Here is a 19264-nt window from a genome sequence, read left to right as displayed (position 1 = left end):
CATAGTTTTATTAACTGAGGTTATTATGAAAACAGAGCCTATGACGTGTCGTTTAGGCTGCGGTGCGTGTTGCATTGCACCGAGTATTAGCTCCCCAATCCCTGGAATGCCAAATGGTAAAAAAGCTGGAGAGCGTTGTATTCAGCTAGATGAGCGTAATTTATGTAAATTATTTGGCGATGAAAGCCGCCCAAAAGTATGTAGCGATTTTAGCGCCACATTTGATGTGTGTGGGTCAACAAATGCAGAGGCTCTAGCGCTTATAACCGAGCTTGAGCAATTAACCTAGCTTACGAGGTTAATACACATATATTTACATTTATCTATTACCGAGTGATTTTTATAAGTAATTAAAAGCTGCGCTTTCACGCGAGCAAGCTCAGCGTCTACCGCTAATGTGTAGATATACGGTTATTTTGTAGACGTGAAGCTTGCTTACGTGACAGGTAAAACCTGTAAAAGTGATTTATTCAAAAAGAGGGGAAGAGATTAACTTTAAATAATAGTTGGTTTGTGTTTTCTCGTTCGCTTCTTTTTGTACAATATTTTTTTCTAAAGTAGCGCTTTTATAAAAAACACAGCGTTTACAAATCAAAGTATAAATTGAGTTTGTAAACGCCGCTTTAATTTTACCAACTATACGTTGCGCTTAACGTATATTGTTCACCGCGTCCTGGTGTACCTGGTATTTCTTCAAACGACTCATCCCATAAGTTATCTGCCGCTAAGGTGATAAATAAATTACTCAACTGTGGCGGCGTTATTTTAAGCGTTAGCTGGGTGAATAACGCGTTGTCGTGGCCGTTTCTAAGCGCGTTTTTGTGTTGTGTACGCCATTCGTTATCTATTCTAAATTCTAAAATATCAGTTGGGTTGTACACAGCGCCGAGTGTTAAACGGTGATCAGGAAAGTTTAACGCGTAAAAACTGGCATCAATATCGGCAGCGCCATAGTTTTCTGATTTGTGTAAATAGGTATAGCTAGCAATAAGTTTTGCAGTATCAAAGTGCTTAGTCGCTAAAAATTCAACCCCTGCAGTATCAATATTAACCGGGTTTGCAAAGCGCGCAGAGGTGGAGTCAAAATTAAAGGTCCAATCGGTTAAGTTATTATCTTTTCGATAAAAAATAGCCGAGTTTAACTGCCAGCTTTGCTCTTCAAGTAATAAGCCTAGCTCTAAGTTTGAAGTCGTTTCGCGCTCAAGGTTGTAGTTACTTCTAAATAACCCGCCAGAATCGCTGCCGCCAATCGCTGTGTAGCCTGCAACTTGACTCGCTTGCGCGTATGATAAATAAATACTTTGCGCTGTGCCGTCACTGTTTTGGGTGTTTAAGGTTATATCACCAATAGCTGATACTTCAGCATCATCGCGATTTGTATCATCATACGCAGCGCCTAAACGAAAGATAAGCTGCTGATTCTCTTTTAAAGCCATTGTGTATTGGGGCAATACGCTCAGCTTGTAATACTTTCGTGAGGTAAAGTTGTTTTCAAGTGTTGTTGATTCAATCGAATCATCAATAAATTGTGCTGAGTAATTTATTGCCAGCGCATCGCTTTGTGCATGGCGACCCGAAAGTCCAAGTGATTTAACTTCACTTTTATGAAAAGCTTCAAATGCACTTGGGTTTTCGCGAGAATAAATATAGTGATCGTCATGGGTACGATAATACGCCGATACTTCAAAATGACTGTTATCAGCGTAGCTTTGCTTGTGATTAAGCATCCAAAGGCGGGTTTCTAAATCTTCAGTTTCGTTAACGCCAAAAGGGGTGTACAAGTTAGGCCAGCCAAAAAACTTATCTTGCGAGCCATAAAATAAATCGGTTTGGCTGTGCTCGCTTGCTAATTGGACGCGAGCTGAGGCGCGCGAAAAGTCATGATCGCCATTATCAATGGTTCCATCACTTTGCGAGTGAGAATACTCACCTTCAAAGCCCAGAGTATAGTTAGCTAAGCTATCAAGTTGTGTGTTTTTAGCAGCGTGAATACTTTGAAGATTAAAGTCATTTGTACCAGTACCAAGCGATATACTGCCACCTGTAATAATTGGTTTCCAACCAAACGAAACTGTACCTACAGAGCTGTTCATACCGTATAGTGCGTTATCGGCACCGGTTAAAACTGCTGGGCCGCTTAGCATTTGTGGTGCAATAGGTATTTCAGCAAAATAATGGCCAGATTGCGGGTCAAGCAGGGTAGCGCTTCCTACTCTAAAACCGGTGTTTTCAAAAATCCCACCGCGAATAGTTACATCAGCTTGTGCCTCACCCATATTACGCGACTGCAAATCAACACGCGGGTCATATTCTAAATTAGAAATAGGCGAATCAAATGTACCCACAGGCAGTTTATTCGCAGTAGGTGAGGCCTCGACCGTTATTTGCTCAATTACTGACTCATCAGGCTGTGTATTGGCATATACAAATGGGGTAACGCTGCATAATAGTGCAGGTATTATAAGGTGTGGTGTGCGATTCATGTGTTACTCGTCGTTTATTATTTGTAGCGGCTGTTACAATTAATTTCAAAGCTTATATTTGAGCATGATAAAATAACTAAATATAACAGCAGACATTTTGTGCGCGATTGTACATTAATTTGTTAATAACTGCATTTGATAACCATTCACACTTTTCTCATTAGGTAACATTTATAATGGATACTAAAGAACAAAATACTATTTACTTTGCTGGTGGCTGCCTGTGGGGCGTACAAGAATTTTTAAAGCACTTACCAGGCGTAATAAGTACTGAAGCAGGGCGCGCGAACGGTACAAATCAAACGACAGACGGCGACTATGATGGTTATGCAGAATGCGTAAAGGTAATTTTTGACCTAAAAGTCGTAACCCTAAATAAGCTGTTTGACTACTTTTTTGAAATTATTGACCCATACAGCATTAATAAACAAGGGGATGACGTAGGCCCTAAATATCGCACTGCTATTTACAGTAAAAACCAAAACCATTTAGACGCAGCAAGCAATTATATAAATAAGCGCAGTGATGCCGAAAAAGTTGTAGTAGGGGTAGAGATGCTAACTAATTACGTACCAAGCGATCCTGAGCATCAAGATCGTTTAACTAATCACCCCGATGACTATTGCCATATACCCTTTGATTTATTGTATAAGTATAAGTTGACATAGAGTTATACTTAGATTACAGGTTACTCAGGCCTTTCAAAGCGATACAATTTAAACGAGCCAGTTTGAAGAGTTGTACCTTTGTGGTTTGAATACATATAGCCTTTGAGTTCTCGGTTGTCTTTATGAATAATTAGCTTATTTGCAAAGGTTGAATTGCTGGTAGTGATTTTCAGTACGTTGTCTATTTCTTGAATATCTTGTGGCATAAAAGTGGTGCTGATTATGTCATTGGTTCCACTTGCAAAATAGGTGAAATATGACTCTTTATTTGGGTGAAATTCAATACTTACGAGTTTTTGATTGCCGTCTAAATTTAATAATCCTACCCAAAAACCATATAAACCTGACTTTTCTATAGCTGCTAATTCATCTATTCTAGAGCGGTATTTATCTATAAATGTATGGACGGTAGATTGCCTTTCTTGTTTTTCCAACCGGTAAGTTTTTGACATGACAAAATCATCGTCTGCATTAGAATAAATTTCTAACACCTCAAATGAATTATCTAAATAACGGCTTAAAATTAATGTAAATTGCAGATGTTCTTTATTAGGGCTAATGAGTTTGATAGTGCAATTAATGCGATTGCATTTAATATCGTTATCATTAAACGCAATTGATTTATTTCTATGAAATGCACTGGCGATATTTGCAATGATTAAACGGTGTTCTCCGTTTTCTTTTATTTCCAGTACATTGTATTCGAAATTATCTTTGTTAATTCCTTGCCAAAAACCTGGAGTTAATTTTAAGTTTTGTGCATGTGCATGTGCATGTGCATGTGCGGGGAGCGAAGCAAAAAAAGCGAATAGAGTGACTGTAAAATACTTTAAAAATGCCAAGGTATGATTCCTTTGTTAACAAAAAAGCTCACATACTGTGAGCTTCTTAAAACTTACTCAACGCTAATTCTAATTTATTGCTGCTTGTGCGGCGGGAAGTTGCTTAAAATATTAGCGACTGTTTCTTTAATTGACGCTTCGCGTTGCTCGGGTGTTTGTTTTTTCTTTAAACGACCTTCTTTAGCACCGCGCCATATCAGCTGGTTAGATTCGCGGTCGATAATATCAATAACTAAAGTACCCACTTCGTATTCGCGGGCAGAAACATCACGTTGAAAACCAGTGCCCCAATGACCCCAGCGATTGCCGTAACCCACGTTAAAGCTATCTACTTCAAGCTCTTTATCTACCGATGCATGGTAGTTAACAAGTACATCCGCTTGTGCAGCGTCTACTAAGCTCATCCCCAACGTTTGGCTAAGCTCTTTATTAACAGCGGTACGAACGCGTTTTTCCATTAAGCCATTAATTTGATAATTTGTGGTGTCTTTAGTTAAGCTCGCGTTTTCTACCCAAGCAAATGTTTTAAAATTACTAAAGTTGGCTGATTTGTCGTAATCCCAATCAGGGGTTTGTGTACAGGCTGAAAGTAGTGCTAGCGCTGCAACAATAAGTATATTTTTCATTACGTTTGCTCCAATAAAATGCGTTACCTTAAAATAACACACATCATTTAAATGTGTATTATTTTAACGTTCTATATTTTAGTTTAATAGCTGAGCCTTAATGGCCAATTAACTGTGTTCAACTTCTATCCAATCTTTTTCGTCTACCCAGTTTTGTGCGCCATCTTTTACTGAACGAATAGGCACAATGTAGTCACAACTTATTTGTGGCTTAACCGAGGCAAATATAGGTACAAAGCCAAAGCTTAGTGCGGTTTCTATAATTGCTTTTTGGTTTTGCGGGTCGATATCTGCCGCTTCATCTATATAAATAGGTATACGGTAAAGGTTTTGTTCTTGATCGCTTAATAAGTAACGAATAAATAACATGCCACATAATAACTTAATAGTAATGCGTGTTCCGTTTGAGCCGGCTGAATCTATTTTTTCAAAGTGTTCGGTTTCACCTGCGCGATTTACCACTTCAAAACGAATATCAAATAAATCAGTAAGCGTTAAACCCGCTTTATCTGAGGCGAGTTTTATTAAGTGATCCTTTGCTTCGTTTACTGCGCTTTCGCTGTAGGGTTCCTGGCTTAATAAATCAAGGGTGTCGCCTTGCTCAAACTGATGCGACGTGCTGATAATAGTATCAATACTATCAACCAGCATTTTGCGCGGTATTACGTTAATTTTAAACGCTTGAAGGTTAGAAATACGGTGCTGGCTTATGCCTTTATTAAAGCTATTCATCTCGCGGCGAAGGCGGTCTAAATCTTCACGCAAGCCTTTAATGGTTGCGGCTACTTCGGTCAATGCTACGCGTCCTTGACGCTCAACGGCATCGCGTTCGTTATCAAGGTTGTGAAATGCGCTAATTAGTTTTTGGTATTTAGTAAATTCGTCGTTTTCGTTATCAAACTTAGTAATGCCTGCGTTATATACATGCAAATAAGTATTACGCACGTTTATGTCAAAGTTACGCAGCTCTTGGCAATCTTTATTAAAGTGATGTACTAGGTCGCTTAAGTTATCAAAGTCGACTGTTATATCAATCATGTATGGGGTTACTTTACCGCTGTATAAATCGAGTGTGTGGTCAATTCGCTCGCTTTTAACTTGGCGTAGGCGCTCGGTTTGGCGATTAATTTGCTCTTGCTTAGATTTAATTAACGAGCGTCTGTCTGCAATTGAGCCACTATTTTTTTGAATGTCTTGCAGGTACTCGTCAACTTGTTCGCGCTCTGCTAATAATTGCTCTTTTAGCATGGCTTGCGCTTCAACCGATTGCTGCATTACCTCAAATTGCTCTAAGCGTTTTAGGGCGCTCTCTGCGCTCATTAGTTCATCGTAAAGTGCGTCTTTTTCTTTTTGTTTGTCGGCTACATTAGCGGCTACTTCGCGCTGTTGTTTAAACTCTTTTAATGAGTGTTCAAGTGCACTTAACTGCGCCGTTAATTGCTCTTTGTTTTCACCGCTTTGCATTTGCACAGGCGAGAGTTTTTTAAGTTTAATACTTGCGCCAGGAAGGGTAAGCACTCCGCCTTTAACGTTTTCACTTAATAGCGATAAAAACTCCCCAAAGGCGCCTTCATCATCAATGGTTATATCGCCATTAGTGGTGGTTGCAAACGAGAGTAGGTCGGGATTTAAAATGCGCGATATTTCTTCTACTTCTTTAAGTGATAGGTCTTCGCGCATCCGAGTAAACAAATTAAACTCAAGGTTTTTAAGCTGCAGCTTTAAGCTTTTTATTTGTTTTTGAGTTTCGCTAATGCGGTAATCAAGCGTGTGTAGGCTTTGCCCTTGTGCACTGGTTATAGAGTGCGAAAGCGACTCGTAATCGTGTTTGAGCTGGCCAAGGCTAGTTTTAAGCGTGGCCTTATTTACCAGCTCAAACTCGCTTTTAAGGGCGCTGTAATCTAAAAACCATTGCTCAATTTGGGTTTGTCTGCGCTCTATATCACGCGATTGCTGCACGTATAGGCTTTGCTTTTGTTCAAACTCATGTTTTTCGTGTTCTATGTCTTCAAGTGCAACACCTAGCTCATTTAGCTGCGCCTCTTGGTAGGTATCAAAGTCAATGAGTGCTTGGTCAATTTTAGGTGCATAGGCTGCTAACTTACCTTTCAGTACAGTTTGATTTTCAAGCATTGATTCAAGCGCGCTTATTGGCTCTTGCATTGATTCAAGGGCTTTTAATTCACGTTTAGCGCGGTTTACTTTATCAAACGAGCGACGCCAGACTTCGTAAAAGTCGACCTTTGAGTTTGACATATGGCGCTCAAACACGCGTAGCATAAAGCGTTTAACATCGCTTGCGCCCAATTTATGTAAGTTAAGAATACGTCTAAAAATTTCTTTATAAATGGCAGAGTCTTGTACATTATTAAGCGGGATCATTTTTAAGTTAATGTCGCCGTCAAAGGGCGTTGCGCCACCGGTAAGTAGGGCGTTTAGCTCTTGTGCTTTTAGCTCAATTGGGTTGTAATTAAGCGACTTTAAATGATTAAACAGCTTGGTAAACTTAATTATGGTATTACCTTGCGTGTACTGCTCTAAATCAAGTTTGCCTTGATAACAAAAGTACTGATGTGCGTAACCGGCTATTTTACCAAGGCCCGCTACACCAATAACGACCGAGCCATGAGGGAGGTTGGCTTCAAGTAAAATGTACGACTGATCCGATGAAAAATAAAACTTACGGGTTTCATCTAAATCGTGTCCGTCCCATTCGGTTAAGCGTAAATCGTTTATTAGCGGAAATTGCAGAGCGTTAATAACCGAGCTTTTACCGGTATTATTTGGCGCACAAATAGAGCTGCTTTTATCAAGCGGGATCACACACTTTGCATAGCCTGCGGTATTAAGTAGGGCGAGTTTACTCAGTCCGTATAAGTTTTTCATTCCTCGTCCTCCGTAATGTAGGTTTCTTCATTTACTTCCATTAGAGCATCAATGTAGCGGTGAATAGGTGCTTGTAGCATAAAGCCGCCTTCTACTTCGCGAGCAAGGCCTAAACGTACCATGCGCAGGTATACGTCTTTACGTAAATCCGAGCCCGAAAATATCTCAAGCTGATCAAATAAGTGTTTGTTAATTTGCACTAAGGTTTGCATCAGTTCTAAATCGTTTACTTCATCAAACAAAGCGCGCATTGGGTCTTTACCCGTATTGGCAAAATGCTCAATTAAAATGTAAATAGTAAGTGCGATAGCACGGGATATTTTGCCCATATTTGGTGTGCTTTCGTCGCTGGCAAAATAGTAAAAGCCGCGGCTGTCGTGTTTTAAATCGTGGCCAAGGGCGTTAAATAAAGCACTGTAGTCGTCTATGTGTTGGTCAAGTTCTTGCCACATTACGTTGTCTTGTTCGCAAATGTGGTAACCCGCAGTTAATTTTTTATTAATGGCTTGCAGGTGTGTTAGCTCGTCTAGGTTTATATGTGTCATGTGTTACTCGTCTGCCTTTGTATCTGGCTGAGGCGCTGAATTAAATGGGTATAACGAAAAGTGTTGGCCGGCTATTTTTACGCGCGCTTTTTCATCGCTTTGGCTAATATGCACGTCGCTGTCGCTGACTAATTTTTGATATAAAAATAGCATTTCGTCGGCGTCTAGGTCGGGGTAGCTCTCATCTAAAAATTGCAGCAATGGTTGAGGCTTTTTACGCTTTTTATTAAAGCGTTTTGCAAAGCTTTTTTTAACATCGTGGTAATCAGGAATGTTAGGCGTTACAAATGCCGGCACGTCTTGTTGCTCTGGAAGCTGGTATTCTTCGTGCTCAAACTCTACCAAGCTTGCCATGTAAGCAACTATATGGCGCTGCTGCCCAAGTGAATAGCGCTGCGCATCGCTTACAAAGTTTGGTTGTACCGCACTTAGCATGTTGTCTACGCCATTTTTACGCACCAGCCCGAGCACTTTGGCTGCTTGGCGGGTAATTAAGTTATTACGGCGCAGTTCTTCGCGCAGAGGCATAAGCATATCGGCGCTTTTACGTAAGCTTTCTCGGCCAACTAAATGCATTTCGAGTATACGAGTACGTAACTGCTCAAGCATGCGTTTGTCGTTGTAGGCCTTACCCGAGCGCTCAATGTGCTCTATTTGCTTACTTATTTGTTGCTCAATAATTGTAAAGCAGGCATGAAAATCGCCCCTAATATCGACCATTTCAAGCATAGGCTCTATGTATTCGTCAAAGGCTTCTATTACGGCTTTGTAGCGCTTTTGCAAAGATTGCACCGCGTGATCAGATTTAGCTTGCTCTACAATATTTAATATGGCGTTTTCGTTGTGCGCGTACAGCTTCATTATTTTACGCACCCGATCATCCATAATGCGGCTAAAGCGGCGTAAATCATCAAAGTCTTCCATTTCGCCCGCGTTATCTAGTCGGTTTCCTAGGCGGGCTAAATCATCAACCAAAACGCTAATTTCTTGTGCTAAACCTAGGTGTTCTTCTTGTAATAAAAAGGTCGCAAAATCGGCAATGGCACGGTTAATTTCAAGCTGAGAAGATTTAGCCAATGGAATGAGTATATCTTGATTGAGCAAACGATTTGTTTCTTTATATATGCGCTCGTTTGTCCATGTGGGCTGCTTTTGCTTAATGGCGTTTTGTACGTCTTTTAGGCTAAAGTCGGCCATTTTAAAACGTTTAAATAATAGCTCTAAAACACCCCAATGTTCGCTAAGGGTATTTAGCAGCTTTTTAGCTGGGATCATATGAGGTTACAACATCCTAGTATTTTATTATTGAGTTCTTAAAGTTGACTCATTATTACGTATTCTACCAGTAAATAGTATTCGTTTTTAAGACCATTTAATAATAGTTTTTGCATGAGGGCGGTGCTAAAATTCGCGCCGAAATTGGGCACGCACAAAGGAGTGATTTTTGTGTGTTCTTTAAAACTATATCAAAGGTTATTTAACTACCATGGTCCCCTCGATAATTTTAACCCTAATAGCGATTGCCTTCTTACTGATCGTTATAGAAGATATAATTCACGTAAATAAAGCTAAAACAACGTTATTTTTTGGCACACTTTGTTGGATTATACTTTTTGTAAACCCTCTTCATGGGCAAAGCCCAGCCACAATTCAGCATCTTCTTAACGAAAATATATTAGAAATAGCCTCACTGTGGCTGTTTTTAATGGCCGCCATGACCTTTGTCGCGTATTTAAACTCTAAAGGGTTTATAGAAAACATAGTGCACCGGGTAATGCCTAAAAGGATTAGTGAACGACAACTTATGTTTTTAGTGGGCGGCTTTGCATTTTTATTTTCGTCTATTTCTGACAATGTAACCGCTACGCTTATATCGCTTGCCGTGGTTATGTCGCTAAATCTTGAAGCTAAAAAGCTCATTAAATACGCCACACTTATTGTATTTGGGGTTAACTCTGGCGGTGTATCGCTAATAACCGGTGATGTAACCACTTTAATGATATTTTTGGACGGCAAGGTGTCTATTGCAAACTTATTACTGCTCATAGCGCCTGCGTTTATAAGTGTAATGCTACTAGCGCTTTTACTCTCTATTGGTATGAAAGGGCAAATAGAGTTTGTTGGCTCGCAAAAAAAACGCATAGAAAAAACCGACATTACCATCGCTGTTATATTTTTATCAACCGTTGTGAGTACGTTAACACTTAGCGTAATTTATAGCGTACCGCCGCTATTAACGTTTTTATTTGGCTTATCGGTTATGTTTTTAGTAGCGCAATTTTTAATGCGCAAAAAAGATATAAACAAAGACATAATAGATTTTGTACGCGACATAGAATACGACACGCTACTGTTTTTTGTGGGTGTGCTTTTACTTGTTGGCGCATTAAAAGAAATTGGTATTTTAAGTAAATTTACCGATTTATACACAATAATGGCACCTGAATACGCTAACTACTTAATGGGCATATTATCAGCTGGGGTTGATAACGTCCCGCTTACTGCTGCGCTATTAAAAGCAGATATAGTAATGAGCCAGCAACATTGGTTGTCGTTTACTTATGCAACAGGTGTTGGTGGGTCAATGCTTATAATTGGTTCGGCAGCGGGTATTATTGCCATGAGCAAACTTAAAGCACTTACTTTTACTAGTTACTTTAAATTATCGCTGCAATTATTAATTTGCTATACCGTAGGTTATGCAGGCGCTTACTTTATGGGTGGTTTTGTTTAAAATTTACTATAAATGCTTGACACCTAGACGTCTAAACGATAACTTTCAAAGCCCCGCTAATTAGCGGGGCTTTGTTTTATTAGCCAATGGTTAATAAAGCATTCAGAAGAGGTGCGATACTTAGGTATTTAATGGTAGGTGACGAACGCCCATAACCATTAAAGAGGGAAGTACTCGCCGAGAAAAACAATGGTACGTCGCAATTGTTTTTCGGTTTATGGGGCTGAATCCTCAAAACTGTCACCAATATAGGTGGAGAGCTTCTGGCAGCGGACACATCAAATGCATTCCTTTGCCAAGTTCTTCTTGTTTTTTAGCGGTTAAAATACCGCGAAAGGAGACTAAATGACTACCCAATCAGTGCCACAAACAGTACAAGGCGCAAAATCAGATTACATCGTTGCCAAATTTGGCGGAACCAGTGTTGCAAACTTTGAAGCGATGAGTCGCTGCAGCGAAATTATTGTTGCAGATAAAAGCGTACGTATTGTAGCTGTGAGCGCCAGTGCCGGCGTAACTAATCACTTAGTTGCACTGTGTAAATCAAGTATTACTCCAGAGCAGCGCCAAGAACACATAGACGGCGTGTTAGCCATTCAACACGCTATTTTAGATGAATTATCGCTTGATGCCGATTTAGCAGGAGGCTTTAACGAAACATTAAAAGCATTTCAAACGCTAGCGCTTGAAACACTAACAACTGATCAGCAGCATGATGAACTGCTTAGTTTTGGCGAGCGCTTATCGTCGTACTTATTTGCACAAGTACTGCGTTTAAAAGGCTTAAATGCCGACCGTTTTGATGTACGAAAAGTACTAAAAACCGACAGCCAGTTTGGTAAAGCAACACCTAATGTTAGAGCCACAGCGCAAGCGGCTAAAGAATTATTAATTCCGCTATTAGATGAGCAAGTAATTGTAACTCAAGGTTTTGTTGGCAGCGACGAATTTGGCCAAACTACCACCCTTGGCCGTGGTGGTTCAGATTACAGCGCAGCATTACTTGCTGAGGCGATTAACGCTAAAAGCGTACATATTTGGACCGACGTAGTGGGTATATTTAGCACAGACCCTCGTTTGTGTGCAAAAGCAACGCCTATTGCCCGTTTGAGCTTTGACGAAGCCGCAGAAATGGCCACATTTGGCGCAAAAGTATTGCACCCAGCCACTATTTTACCAGCCAGCCGTAGTCACATTAATGTATTTGTAGGCTCAAGCCGTGAGCCAGAGCGTGGTGGTACGTGGATTGAGCGCGAAAAATCGCAGCAGCCGGGTATACGCGCTGTAACGCAACGTAAAAACCAAATATTGCTTACTCTTAAAAGCCCTGAAATGCTATTGGCAAGTGGCTTTTTAGCCCGCGTGTTTACTATTTTAAGTGAGTTTAATATATCGGTAGATTTAGTGACTACCTCTGAAATAAGCGTAGCCATTACCCTCGATAACGCGCCTAATGCCTCGCGCCCAGAGCTTGAGCAAGCGTGTTTAGATAAGCTTGCTGAATTTTGTCATGTATCGGTTGAAAACAACTTAACGTTAGTGGCGCTTATCGGTTCAGAAATACAGCTTCGCCAGCACGAAATGAACCTAATGAATGTTTTAAAAGAGTTTAATATTCGTTTAATTTGCCACGGTGCAAGTAAGCACAACCTTTGCTTTTTAGTAGAGCAGGGCGAGTCAGATAACGTGGTACAAGCTATACACAGCCGCCTACTAGAGGCATAAAAAAGCTAAAGTATAAAGTCTGTTATTAAAAAGCATCGCCAGTCGGTGCTTTTTTTATGCGCGACAGTTACATCAAAGTGGGTGTGTTCGTTATTACTTTCAACGGGAACACAGTTACTTGATGCACTCAGTGTTGCCATATTTAACTCGTTAAACACATTAGGGCTAAGCAATTTAGCAATAGGGCGGCTGGTGGCTTTAGCAAGCGACTCTTTTAATGTCCAAATTCTAAAAAAGGTATTAGCTTGGGTTTGCGTATTACTTGGCTTGGTAATTAGTGCTATTTCGTCTGGGTGATAAAAATGCTTAGCGAGCTTTTCAAACGGGCGCTTTAGGCTTATTTTTTCAATATCAAAACCAAACTCAGTTTTAGTTAAGTTAAGGGCTACGCCAACCAAACCATGAGAGTGCGAAATACAGGTATTAAAAATGTCGCCACTAACATGCAGTTGTAGTTTTGCGCTCGCTTCGTCAAATTGTGTGCTCATACTATTTAGCGTTATGTTAGCGTATTGTGGCTGCGTTATTTTAACGAGTTGTTTTAATAATATGCGAGTAGCTAAATACTCTTGTTTTGCTTGCGCGCTTTTACGGCGATTTATAACGCTTAGCTCAAATGGGCTTAAGTAATCAGGTAAATTAAATTTACTTACATCGAGTTTTTTAGCATCAAATAATAAAATACTGTTATTAGCTAACGGTAAGTTTGCTAATTGAGCAGGGGTAATACTTAAGGTGTTTTTAAAATAATGTGCGGTCATAAATGCTTAAATTGAGTGAGCCGCTGCAATTATGAGCGGTTAACAGAGCTTATTTATACAACGAGCAATTTTATTACTCAGCTGGCATGAAATATGGTTTAATTCACAACTATCAAAATAATAACAGATTTGTAGATGTATGGCACAAGTGCGTGATGGCTTTCAAAGCCGATTTGGTTTTGTTTTAGCCGCTGCTGGCGCAGCAGTGGGTTTAGGTAATATTTGGGGTTTTCCTACACAAGCGGCCAACCATGGTGGTGGTGCATTTTTACTCGTTTACTTTATTGTCATTTTTTTATTGGCATTGCCGGCGCTTTATACTGAGCTTTACTTAGGTCACAAGGCACAAGCAAACCCAGTAAAAGCCCTTGGCGATGCATGGCAAAATACTAATAAAAAAATAGGTGCTGCGGCAGGTTATATTGGCCTTGCGGGCGCTGTGGTTATGCTTAGCTTTTATTCTATTGTAGCTGGGTGGATGCTTTCATACGCCATTGAGCCCATAACCTCATTTTTTAGCTTTGATGCCGCAAGCGACTTTTTACACAGTGACTCAGTGCTGCGTAATTTTGTATTTACGCCACTTATGCTTATTTTAACATCCAGCATTATTTTAAAAGGGGTTAAATCGGGTATCGAAACCTGGTCACGCCGTTTAATGCCATTACTGTTAGTTTTATTGGTTGGCTTAATTGTTTATATAGCCAGCTTAGATGGCGCAAGCGAAGGCTTTGCCGCGTATTTAATACCTGATTTTAGCCAAGTGCTCGACCCAAATTTAATTATTGCAGCAATGGGGCAGGCGTTCTTTTCGCTCTCATTAGGTGTAGGGTGTATGATGATTTACGGCTCGTACTTACAGCCAGATGCAAACCTGCCAAAACTAACCGCAAGCGTTGCATTACTCGATACAAGCGTGGCATTTTTAGCCGGTTTACTCATTGTGCCTGCAATTTATGTAGCGCAACATAACGGCGTTGAAGTGTTTAACGGTGGTAAATTAATTGGCGAAGGGCAGCTTATTTTTGCCATTTTACCAGAGTTATTTAGCACAATGGGCAAAATTGGTTTATTAGTCGGCTTATTGTTTTTTGTACTTATGTCAATTGCATCGGTTACATCTACTATATCAACCACTGAGATCCCGGTTGCCTTTTTAGTCGAAAACCATAATGTGAGCCGCACTAAAGCAACGTGGGCAGTCAGTTTAGTCGTACTTATTTGTGCAAGCGCAATTATACTAAACTTTGATTGGTTATTTGGTTTGGTAATTATGCTGTTTACCCAATACCAATTACCGCTAATGGGGTTGTTTTACTTTATTACAGTAGGTTGGATGTGGCAGCGAGGGAATAAATTACATGAGGCAACAACAGGGATTCACTATTGGTTTGCTCAGTACATTCGTTTTGTGTGCCCAATATTAATGACCCTGGTATTTGCTAACGTAGCCTTTGGGTGATTATGGCTAAGCCATAAAGCTAGCATTAAAAATAGATTAATAAAGCGAAGTGAACTTATAAACTCACTTCGCTTTTTTGTGCCTATTAATTAAGTATAAATAAATTATAAAACCTCATTAGTTAGAGGCTTACTTTCACAAACTTCCAGCGCGTTTTGTATGGTTGTATTGGCAATTTCGGTAAGTGCTTCTTGGGTAAAAAATCCCTGATGACCAGTTACTAATACATTTTTAAAGCTGACTATGCGCGAGAATATATCGTCTTGATTTATTTCGTCACTGTGGTTTTTAAAAAATAGCTCAGACTCTTGCTCGTACACATCGAGCCCTAAATACCCCAGCTTTTTAGTTTTAAGTGCGCTTATACACGCTTTACTATTAAGCAGCGCGCCACGCGAGGTATTAATAAGCATAACGCCGGGTTTCATTTTATTAAATGCGTCATTATTTATTAAGTGGTGAGTTTGATCTGTTAGTGGGCAGTGCAGTGAGATTATATCGCTTTGAGTTAGCAGCGAATCTAAATCGGTAATAGTGTAATTACCAGGTTGTGCATAAGGGTCGCACACTAAAACGTTGGCACCAAAACCATTTAATATATTACAAAGCGCAAGGCCAATTTTACCACAGCCAATAATGCCCACTGTTTTATTATGCAGATTAAAGCCTAACAAACCGTTTAAATCAAAGTTGTCTTCGCGTACGCGGTTATAGGCTTTGTGTGTTTTACGGCTAAGCGTAAGCATAAGTGCAATACAGTGCTCTGCTACGGCTTCTGGGCTGTAAGCAGGTACGCGTAATACGTTCATGCTATTTGCTTTTGCTGCAGGTAAATCTACGTTATTAAACCCCGCACAGCGTAGTAAAATTGTTTTTATCCCAAAGCTTGCAAGTTGCTTTATTACAGCGCCATCTACAGTGTCGTTTACAAATACACATATAGCATCAAAGCCTTTAGCTAAAATGGCGGTATTTTGATTAAGAGATTGCTCTAAATAAGTAATCGATACACTACTTTGCCCTGTAATGCTTTGCTCAAAAAAAGGCTGCTCGTACTTTTGGGTGCTAAAAAAAGCAATGTTCATGTTATTGGCTCCAACGCTTATATGCTTATATGCTTATGTATATAACATTAAACTACTTTTAGGTAATGCGCTTTACTAAGCGCCACTTTATTGTTTTAGAATAACTAAATGCCTTTTAATGCTGCAAAATTTGTTACTATTTTTGGGCTTTTTTTACCACTCGCTTTTTTTTGCAAGTTGGCTTCGATAACGTGTTTAAGCGTTTCGGGCTTGGTACGAGGTGCGTAACGCGCAACTAGTTGCCCTTCGGTATTAATTAAAAACTTTGTAAAGTTCCACTTTATTGCGCGGTTTTGAGAAATACCACGCGTATGCGATTTTAAATAATTAAACAGTGGGTGTGCTTCAGGGCCGTTTACCATTACTTTTCCAAACAACTCAAACGATACGTTAAATTGCGCTTGGTAAAAGTCTTTAATGGCTAAATTATCAAGAGGCTCATTTTGCCCAAATTGATTACACGGAAACGCCAATATTGTAAATCCGCTGCTTTTGTATTCTTGATATAGCTTTTCTAGGGCGCTTAATTGCATCGAAAAGTTACACTTACTAGCTGTATTAACAATAAGTATGGTTTTGCTCTTTAACTGGCTAAGAGGAAAACTTTCACTGTTATAAAGTGGTGCGTTAAATTGATAAATGCTATCCATAGGTTACCTACTTAATTTCCTAATAGTGGAAATTTTATAAAGACTTTCATTCGCTTTTTAGCCACCCGATTGACATAATCGAGGCCTAGTTTCTAAGTTATCAGTTTAATAGGTCATTTTTATGTCAATGAAAGTCGCATTTATAGGTTTAGGCGTAATGGGTTACCCAATGGCGGGTCATTTAGCAAAAGCAGGGCACAGTGTATGTGTTTATAACCGTACTACAGCTAAGGCTCAAACGTGGACAGAACAATACTCTGGTTGCTTTGCGCCCACTCCACGCGAAGCCGTAAGTAATGCCGATATAGTGTTTATGTGTGTTGGGAACGATGACGATTTACGCTCTGTAGTATATGGCGACGATGGTGTTTTAGCAGGCATGCTGCCGCACACTATTTTGGTTGATCATACAACAACCTCTGCTGAAGTTGCCCGTGAAGTAGCAGCAAAGGCAGCCATGCAAAATATCGACTTTATTGATGCGCCAGTATCTGGCGGCCAAGCGGGCGCTGAAAATGGTGTGTTAACGGTAATGGCTGGTGGTAACGAAAAAGTATTTGCAAAAGCACAGCCTGTAATGGCGGCATTTAGTCGTTTTAGCCAGTTGCTAGGCGAAGTGGGTTCAGGCCAATTATGTAAAATGGTTAATCAAATCTGTATTGCGGGTGTTGTGCAAGGCCTAGCAGAAGGTCTACATTTTGCTAAGCAAGCAGGCCTTGATGGCGAAAAAGTAATTGAAACCATATCAAAAGGTGCTGCTGGCTCGTGGCAAATGGAAAACCGCTACAAAACAATGTGGGCAGGTGAGTACGAGTTTGGCTTTGCGGTAGATTGGATGCGTAAAGATTTAGGTATCGCACTTGATGAAGCTAAAAACAACGGCGCAACACTTCCAATGACGGCAACGGTCGATCAATACTACGCCGATGTACAAGCCCTTGGTGGCGGCCGATACGACACCTCAAGCTTACTTGCACGAATAGAAGCGCTACATAAAAAATAACGTTTCACATTTTAAAGATTAAAAGCTTCGCTTTTCACGTGAGCAAGCTCTGAGCCTACCGCTAAAGTGTAGATATGGGGCTTACTTGTAGACGCGAAGCTTGCTTGCGTGATGGGCGAAGCCCGTAATAATTTAAACAAAAACACGACGCTTTAATTACTAAAGCGTCGCGTTTTTATATGCGTTTTACAGACTTAAAACAAATTACATGCTCTGCGCGTAGTTATAAAGCGCCTTTAAAATGGTCAGGTTCTTTTCGCTGTCGTCGTGTTCATGGGCCAAGTTTTCAAGGGTGATCATAAAATCTTGTGCGCTAATTGATGGTTGATCTTCCCCGTGCATTAACTTGTTTTGGCAATACTGGCGCCATTGATCAAGCTCTTGCTGGTTTAGGGTTTCAGGCCAGTTACGTGCGCGGTATCTAAACAGTAATGTATTAAACTTTTTATCTTCAAAATCTAAATTTAAGCCCGCTAATTCATCTGGTTTAGCGTCGCGAATAATCGCAAATTTTGCTTTGTCGGCGTGGCTTGTAAAGCCATCGTAAAGTAAGTAATCAATGTTAGTAGTCGCGCTGTAATCGCCTTTTTCGTTAAATACTTCAGTTACCTTATCGCGAAGCTCGGTATTGGCTTTTAAAATAGCTAAATTAGCGAGGCACTGCTCGCGGTCAATTCCTAAATGGGCTGCGTTTTCAGGCAATAATGTTTTTGCAGGCGCTAAAATAGGGCACTTGTTTAAATGCACCAGCTTTAAACCAACAGGTAAATCGCCCTCGGCTAAATCAACGCGTTTGGTGTATAAACGTTTACGAAGCTCTTCTACGTTTAAATCAATTAACACTTGCGGGCTTTGGGTTAAATCAAAACAAATAACCGCGTTTTTATTTACCGGATGAAAGCTCATGGGCGCCACCCATGTTGTACAACCCTGCGTTGCAGGAATACGCGATGAAGTATGTACAAGCGGAGTCATGTTAAATACATCAACTAAATCGCCAAGTGCTTTTTTATTGCGCAGTCCAAAAAAGAAGTTATAAAGCTTTGGTTGTTTTTCTTTTATTAGTTTAGCCAATGCAATAGTGGCGGTTACATCGCTTAGCGCATCGTGCGCAGCAGCGTGTTCAATACCGTTGGCTACTGTTAAATGCTCAAGCTTAAAGCTTGGGCTGCCATCTTCTTTTAACGGCCATTCAATACCTTCAGGGCGAAGTGCATAGCAAGCGCGTACTAAATCAATAATATCCCAGCGGCTATTATTGTTTTTATATTCACGCTCGTACGGGTCGTAAAAGTTACGATAAAAGCTATAACGGCTCACTTCGTCATCAAACCGAATACTGTTATAACCAGCCACACAGGTGTTTGGCACACTAAATTCGGCATGAATTTTTGCAATAAACTCAGCTTCAACCAAGCCTTTTTTCATCGCCACTTGTGGCGTAATACCCGTAATTAAACACGCCTCAGGGTGAGGTAAGTAATCCGCCTGCGGCTTACAATATTCAATAAGCGGCTCGCCAATTATATTTAAATCAAGATCGGTACGAATACCCGCAAACTGGCTCGGCTTATCTTTTTGAGGGCTCGCGCCCCAGGTCTCGTAGTCGTGCCAATAGATTGTTGCTTGATTTTGCTCTTGATATGCCATGCTGAAAACCCTGAGTAGTTAACTTAAAAACGCCTAAATGCGCGCCAAGTTACTAAAATTTTGAATTATTTAGATTATGGCATACGGGCGAGGGAGTTTATAGGTTTGCGATTGATAAGGGAGTTAAATTAGTTGGTGTTTACT

16 protein-coding genes and 1 riboswitch are annotated in these 19264 nt (G+C 40.2%); of the genes, 6 read left to right on the top strand and 10 right to left on the bottom strand.

Annotated features, from left to right (window positions below):
• Positions 1 to 25: 25 nt before the first annotated feature.
• Positions 26 to 289 carry a YkgJ family cysteine cluster protein gene (locus tag J8L71_RS05260; protein WP_058548899.1) on the top strand — a complete coding sequence of 88 codons (264 nt, stop codon included), beginning with the start codon at positions 26 to 28 and terminating at the stop codon, positions 287 to 289.
• A 340-nt stretch (positions 290 to 629) separates the two neighbouring features.
• Here J8L71_RS05260 and J8L71_RS05255 read toward each other — a convergent pair whose 3' ends face one another.
• Positions 630 to 2483, bottom strand: a complete 1854-nt coding sequence (locus J8L71_RS05255; RefSeq protein WP_210999595.1) for a TonB-dependent receptor — start codon at positions 2481 to 2483, stop codon at positions 630 to 632.
• Positions 2484 to 2659: 176 nt separating this feature from the next.
• Between J8L71_RS05255 and J8L71_RS05250 the strand changes: the two genes are divergently transcribed.
• A complete protein-coding gene (locus J8L71_RS05250; RefSeq protein ID WP_210999594.1) occupies positions 2660 to 3151 on the top strand; it encodes a peptide-methionine (S)-S-oxide reductase in 492 nt (163 codons plus the stop codon).
• Positions 3152 to 3171: 20 nt separating this feature from the next.
• Here the strand turns inward: J8L71_RS05250 and J8L71_RS05245 are convergent, their stop codons facing one another.
• The 5 genes from J8L71_RS05245 to J8L71_RS05225 form a co-directional block, all read right to left on the bottom strand.
• Positions 3172 to 3993, bottom strand: coding sequence for a methionine sulfoxide reductase (locus J8L71_RS05245; RefSeq protein WP_210999593.1), 822 nt, complete (start codon positions 3991 to 3993; stop codon positions 3172 to 3174).
• A gap of 74 nt (positions 3994 to 4067) precedes the next feature.
• Positions 4068 to 4619 carry a DUF4136 domain-containing protein gene (locus J8L71_RS05240; RefSeq protein WP_210999592.1) on the bottom strand — a complete coding sequence of 184 codons (552 nt, stop codon included), beginning with the start codon at positions 4617 to 4619 and terminating at the stop codon, positions 4068 to 4070.
• Positions 4620 to 4727: 108 nt separating this feature from the next.
• On the bottom strand, positions 4728 to 7505 hold the full coding sequence (locus tag J8L71_RS05235; protein WP_210999591.1) for an ATPase: 2778 nt from the start codon (positions 7503 to 7505) through the stop codon (positions 4728 to 4730).
• Positions 7502 to 8050, bottom strand: coding sequence for a hypothetical protein (locus tag J8L71_RS05230; RefSeq protein WP_210999590.1), 549 nt, complete (start codon positions 8048 to 8050; stop codon positions 7502 to 7504). Before J8L71_RS05230 ends, J8L71_RS05235 begins: the two co-directional genes overlap by 4 nt.
• Positions 8051 to 8053: 3 nt before the next feature.
• Positions 8054 to 9325 (bottom strand): hypothetical protein, encoded by a 1272-nt coding sequence (locus J8L71_RS05225; RefSeq protein WP_210999589.1) that lies wholly within the window; start codon positions 9323 to 9325, stop codon positions 8054 to 8056.
• A gap of 211 nt (positions 9326 to 9536) precedes the next feature.
• On the opposite strand from J8L71_RS05225, the gene nhaD reads away from it, so the two are divergent.
• On the top strand, positions 9537 to 10784 hold the full coding sequence (nhaD, locus tag J8L71_RS05220) for a sodium:proton antiporter NhaD (protein ID WP_210999588.1): 1248 nt from the start codon (positions 9537 to 9539) through the stop codon (positions 10782 to 10784).
• Between the two features lie 98 nt (positions 10785 to 10882).
• Positions 10883 to 11055, top strand: a riboswitch (Lysine riboswitch).
• Positions 11056 to 11129: 74 nt separating this feature from the next.
• On the top strand, positions 11130 to 12509 hold the full coding sequence (gene lysC, locus J8L71_RS05215; protein WP_210999587.1) for a lysine-sensitive aspartokinase 3: 1380 nt from the start codon (positions 11130 to 11132) through the stop codon (positions 12507 to 12509).
• Positions 12510 to 12514: 5 nt separating this feature from the next.
• Here the strand turns inward: lysC and J8L71_RS05210 are convergent, their stop codons facing one another.
• Entirely contained in the window at positions 12515 to 13270 is a 756-nt protein-coding gene (locus J8L71_RS05210) for a 4'-phosphopantetheinyl transferase superfamily protein (protein ID WP_210999586.1), read from the bottom strand.
• 139 nt (positions 13271 to 13409) lie between these two features.
• On the opposite strand from J8L71_RS05210, the gene J8L71_RS05205 reads away from it, so the two are divergent.
• A complete protein-coding gene (locus J8L71_RS05205) occupies positions 13410 to 14732 on the top strand; it encodes a sodium-dependent transporter (RefSeq protein WP_210999585.1) in 1323 nt (440 codons plus the stop codon).
• 104 nt (positions 14733 to 14836) lie between these two features.
• On the opposite strand, the gene J8L71_RS05200 is transcribed toward J8L71_RS05205, so the two are convergent.
• Both J8L71_RS05200 and J8L71_RS05195 read right to left on the bottom strand, forming a co-directional pair.
• A complete protein-coding gene (locus J8L71_RS05200) occupies positions 14837 to 15817 on the bottom strand; it encodes a 2-hydroxyacid dehydrogenase (RefSeq protein ID WP_210999584.1) in 981 nt (326 codons plus the stop codon).
• Positions 15818 to 15921: 104 nt separating this feature from the next.
• Positions 15922 to 16467: a glutathione peroxidase gene (locus J8L71_RS05195; RefSeq protein ID WP_210999583.1), complete on the bottom strand. Its 546-nt coding sequence runs from the start codon at positions 16465 to 16467 to the stop codon at positions 15922 to 15924.
• 121 nt (positions 16468 to 16588) lie between these two features.
• Between J8L71_RS05195 and J8L71_RS05190 the strand changes: the two genes are divergently transcribed.
• Positions 16589 to 17470, top strand: coding sequence for an NAD(P)-dependent oxidoreductase (locus J8L71_RS05190; protein ID WP_210999582.1), 882 nt, complete (start codon positions 16589 to 16591; stop codon positions 17468 to 17470).
• Between the two features lie 204 nt (positions 17471 to 17674).
• On the opposite strand, the gene sbcB is transcribed toward J8L71_RS05190, so the two are convergent.
• A complete protein-coding gene (sbcB, locus tag J8L71_RS05185; protein ID WP_210999581.1) occupies positions 17675 to 19120 on the bottom strand; it encodes an exodeoxyribonuclease I in 1446 nt (481 codons plus the stop codon).
• Positions 19121 to 19264: the final 144 nt, after the last annotated feature.

Origin of the sequence: Pseudoalteromonas sp. MMG007 (assembly GCF_018100985.1) — a bacterium.
Taxonomy (GTDB): Bacteria; Pseudomonadota; Gammaproteobacteria; order Enterobacterales; family Alteromonadaceae; genus Pseudoalteromonas.
The sequence above is the reverse complement of the archived record's forward strand: the minus strand, read 5'-3'. Positions and strand labels throughout refer to the sequence as shown.